Origin of the sequence: Arhodomonas sp. AD133 (assembly GCF_051195215.1) — a bacterium.
Taxonomy (GTDB): domain Bacteria; phylum Pseudomonadota; class Gammaproteobacteria; order Nitrococcales; family Nitrococcaceae; genus Arhodomonas.
The window spans coordinates 1-4,391 of the sequence record NZ_JBNAZM010000097.1 but is presented as its reverse complement, the minus strand read 5'-3'; the positions used below and the strand labels follow the sequence as shown (position 1 = coordinate 4,391).

Below are 4,391 nucleotides of genomic sequence, written 5' to 3'. Positions count from 1 at the left end.
TCCAGGCCACGCTCACGCGCTACGTCTGGCTCTACAATCACCATTTGCCCCAGAAAGCGCTCGGCCATATCGCGCCCATGCAGGCGATGAAACACTGGTACGCTGACAGGCCCGATCTATTTCACAAAAGGCCACGGAATCATCCGGGACCCGACACTTAGCGCGCTTTCGTGTTTTCTTTGTGTCTCCGTGGTTGGTCTTCCTGCCCAAGTGCCGGGTTCGAAGCAGCAAGTACCGAGCCGGAGCGGCGCCGGCCCGGCACGTTCAACGTGCCACTTTGAACTTGTCACTTTTACGCGGCTCCGCCGCGCATCACCTACTCACCGCCGGTTTCCACCGGCAGGGTCGGATCGTTGCCCCATTCGGACCAGGAGCCGTCGTAGCCGCGGATGCTGGGGTAGCCGAGGTAGCGCATCACGAAGAACGTGAGTGCGGAGCGGTGATGGGTCTGGCAGTGGGTGATGATCTCGTGGTCCGGGGTGATGCCGCGCTGCTTGAGCAGCGTGCGCAATGTCTCCGGCGGGTGCAGACGGCCCTCGGTGCCCGGGTTCATGACCTCGGTCCACTCCAGGTTGACGGCGCCGGGGATATGGCCGCCGCGGGCGGCACGGACGTCCTCGCCGCGATATTCCGCCGGCGAGCGGGCGTCCAGGACGGTGACGTTGTCGTCGTCCAGGTGCTCGCGGACGTAGTCCTTGTCCGCCACGACCTCCGGGTGCGCCAGGGTGGCGTGGTACTCGCTGGATTCCACCTCGACGGGCCCGCTCTCGGTGGGATGACCGCCGGCGAGCCAGGCACGCATGCCGCCGTCGAGCAGGGACGTGTCGTAGTGGCCGAGGGCTTCCAGGGTCCACAGCAGGCGGCTCGCGCGGCCGTTGCCCTCGTTGTCGTAAGCGACCACGTGGCGGTCCGAGCGCATGCCGACGGTCGAGAGCACGCGCGAGAGATCCTCGGGCTGCGCGAGCAGGCCCTTGGCGTCACCTTCCTGGCGCAGGAGATCCCGATACTGCAGGTGCACGGCGCCGGGAATATGGGCGCGGATGAAATCGTCCTCGGCGGAGAGATCGACGATCAATAGCCCCGGTGTGTTCAGGGATTCGGCCAGGGTTTCGGGCTCGACCAGCAGGGGCAGGCGCTTGTGGGCCATGGCTCACCTATGCGTGCGCTTGTTGCGGACCATTGACTTTAACAAGCCACGGTCGGTGACGCACGGATCAGGCGCCCCCGCCGCTGGCGCCGGTCTGTCCGGCTGCTGTTCGGTCGGTGCCGTATTCCCGGCGTGCGGCGGCGAGACGTTCAGGGGGTATTCGACCCTGTTCGACCAGCGCATGCAGGGCCGCCAGGATGATGTGCGCGCGCTCGATTTCGAAGTATTCGCGCAGGCACTCGCGTGTATCCGAACGCCCGAAGCCATCGGTACCAAGGCAGACCATGGGGGCGTCGAGGTAGGCGGCGATGAGCTGCGGCCACGCGCGGACGTAGTCACTGACGGCAATCACGGGATCGGTGCCGGGCAGACAGCGGCCGAGATGGCTTGTGTGGGACGCATCCACCTCACCGTGCCGCCGGGCACGCTGGCTTGCGCGGGCGTCCCGCTCGAGCTCGCTATAGCTGGTCGCGCTCCATACCTCGGCGTGCACGTTCCAGCGCTCGCTGAGGCGTTCCGCCGCCGCCAGGGTCTCGGGCAGCAGGGCTCCGGAACCCAGCAGCCGCACCCGCGGGTAGGCGTCATCGCCCGCGGACTGCGTATCCAGCCGGTACAGGCCGGCGAGGATATCCGCCCGGCGGACATGTTCAGGCAGACTCGGTTGCGCGATTTTCTCGTTCACCACGGTGAGGTAGTAGAAGACGTCTTCGCCGCGCTCGAGCATGGCTCGCAGCCCTTCGTCCATGATGACCGCCACTTCGTAGGCGTAGGCCGGGTCGTAGCTGCGGCAGTTCGGAATCGTGGCCATGTAGACGTGGCTGCTGCCGTCCTGGTGCTGCAGCCCCTCGCCGGAGAGCGTGGTCCGGCCGGACGTGGCGCCGATGAGAAAGCCGCGGGTGCGCTGCTCGGCGGCGGCCCACATGAGGTCGCCCACACGCTGGAAGCCGAACATCGAGTAGTAGACGTACATTGGCAGCAGCGGCTCGCCACTGGTGGAGTACGCCGTACCGGCGGCGATCCAGGAGGCCAGAGCCCCCGCTTCGGTGATCCCCTCTTCGAGCATCTGGCCGCGCCGGTCTTCCCGGTAGGCGAGGATCGAGCCCGCATCCTCCGGCTCGTAGAGCTGCCCCATCGGGGAGTAAATGCCGATCTGGCGGAAGAGATTGGTGATGCCGAACGTTCGCGCCTCGTCGGCGACGATGGGTACCAGACGCGGACCGATATCGGGCTTGCGCAGGAGCTGGCTGAGCAGGCGGGCCCAGGCCATCGTCGTGGACATCTCCTTGCCCTCCGCCTCCAGCGCGAAGCGTGCATACTCCGGCAGTGGCGGAATTCGTATCGCGGGGCCTTCGGCGCGGCGGGCCGGTACGTACCCGCGCAGCGCCTGCCGCCGTTCGTGGAGGTAGCGCAGTTCCGCGCTGTTCTCCGCGGGACGGTAATATCGGAGTGCGCGCACGTCGTCATCGTCGAGGGGCAGGTCGAACCGATCGCGGAAGGCGAGCAGGGCTTCGTCGTCGAGCTTCTTCTGCTGGTGACTAATCATTCGCCCCTGGCCCCAGTGACCCATGCCGAAGCCCTTTTTGGTCTGGGCTAGTACCACCGTGGGCTGGCCGGTGTGATGCCGGGCAGCGTGGTAGGCGGCATGGATTTTCACCGGATCGTGGCCGCCGCGTCGCAGGGCGTCGATTTCGTCATCTCCCAGGTGTGCGACCAGTTGCTGCAGCGCCGGATCCTGGGAGAAGAAGTGCTCGCGGTTGAAACGCCCATCGGTGGCGGCGAGGGTTTGAAACTCGCCGTCCACGGTGGCATGCAGGCGTGCCAGCAGGCGACCGTCGTCGTCACGCGCGAACAGTGGATCCCAGTCGGAGCCCCACAGCACCTTGATAACGTTCCAGCCCGCGCCGCGGAACAGCCCCTCCAGCTCCTGGATGATCTGGCCGTTGCCGCGCACCGGCCCGTCCAGGCGTTGGAGGTTGCAGTTGATGACGAAAGTGAGATTGTCGAGACCTTCCCGAGCGGCGAGCCCCAGGGCGGCCACCGATTCCGGCTCGTCCATCTCGCCGTCGCCGAATATGCCCCAGACATGTCGCTCGGCGCCGGTGCGCAATCCGCGGTGTTCCATGTAGCGCAGAAAGCGGGCCTGGTAGATGGCCTGGAGCGGGCCCAGGCCCATCGAGCCGGTGGGGAACTGCCAGAAGCGCGGCATGAGCCACGGGTGAGCGTAGGAAGACAGACCGTCGCCGCCGGTTTCACGCCGGTAGTGATCCAGGTGCGTCTCCGACAGGCGCCCCTCCAGGTAGGCCCGGGCGTATACGCCCGGCGAGGAGTGGGGCTGGAGAAAGACGAGATCGCCGTTGCCGCTACCGTCGTCGCCCCGGAAGAAGTGATTGAACCCGACTTCGAAGAGATCGGCCGCCGAGGCGTAGCTGGCGATATGGCCACCGAGCTCCGGGGCGGCACGATTCGCACGCACTACCATCGCGAGAGCATTCCAGCGGATGAGGGCACCGAGACGGGCTTCCAGACGGAGATCGCCGGGATAGGGCGTCTGGGCCTCCAGGGGAATGGTGTTGCAGTAAGGCGTAGTCAGCGCCGCGGTCGTGGTCAGGCCCAGCCGCGGGGCCAACTCCTGGAGCCGCCCCAGAAGGAACTCGGCGCGTTCGCCCCCGGCGTTCTCGACGACCGACATCAGCGCCTCGAGCCATTCGCGGGTTTCCTCCGGATCGGCATCGGACATCTGATTCCGGAGAATGGCTTCCAGTGCGGAATTGTTCATCGTCATCTCGCAGTTCCCTTGATTCGACCTGTCCAGGGGGCTCTGCCGCGGATTGCCTCAGGTGCCCGTGCCGGTTCGCCCCCGGTTGCTCCGCGGCCGCTTGTTGGGGCATTAGCAAGTCCGGGGCAGTGCTGGTGCGTCTCTATCGACCCCTGCATGGATATTCATTCATGGACGGGGTCCGTCATTCTTGCCTTCCAGGCGGGCGCTCAACCGGATGGCTTCCTTATTCTTAGCTGACGGGACGCCCGTAGGCCGGGTACGCATAGCCCGTCTCGAGGATACTAATCTTCTCAGAGGTATTGTCATACGTCAGCCGGACTGTGCGCCGATGGGCAAGGCGCGAGTCGCGCGGTGTAGCCGGGCTACATGAGCGGCGAGCAACGCAGAACCATCGGCGCACAGTCCGGCCCGAAGGGAGCGCCACAGCGGCCCGGTGGCGGCGTTGCGCTCGCTTGACGTGACCCG

At 66.2% G+C, this 4,391-nt stretch carries 2 protein-coding genes and 1 pseudogene; 1 reads left to right on the top strand and 2 read right to left on the bottom strand.

What is annotated here, in order from left to right:
• Window positions 1-161, top strand: a pseudogene (locus ACPEES_RS22845) (IS481 family transposase); the annotation flags it as partial.
• A gap of 155 nt (window positions 162-316) precedes the next feature.
• On the opposite strand, the gene ACPEES_RS22840 reads toward ACPEES_RS22845, so the two are convergent.
• Both ACPEES_RS22840 and mdeB read right to left on the bottom strand, forming a co-directional pair.
• Window positions 317-1,147, bottom strand: coding sequence for a sulfurtransferase (locus ACPEES_RS22840; protein WP_435106716.1), 831 nt, complete (start codon window positions 1,145-1,147; stop codon window positions 317-319).
• Window positions 1,148-1,214: 67 nt separating this feature from the next.
• A complete protein-coding gene (mdeB, locus tag ACPEES_RS22835) occupies window positions 1,215-3,923 on the bottom strand; it encodes an alpha-ketoglutarate dehydrogenase (RefSeq protein ID WP_435106714.1) in 2,709 nt (902 codons plus the stop codon).
• Between the last annotated feature and the right edge of the window lie 468 nt (window positions 3,924-4,391).

Excerpts from the sequence above, each read along its gene's own strand:
- ACPEES_RS22840 (WP_435106716.1), bottom strand. The coding sequence starts at position 1,147 with ATGGCCCACAAGCGCCTGCCCCTGCTGGTCGAGCCCGAAACCCTGGCC.
- mdeB (WP_435106714.1), bottom strand. The coding sequence starts at position 3,923 with ATGAACAATTCCGCACTGGAAGCCATTCTCCGGAATCAGATGTCCGAT.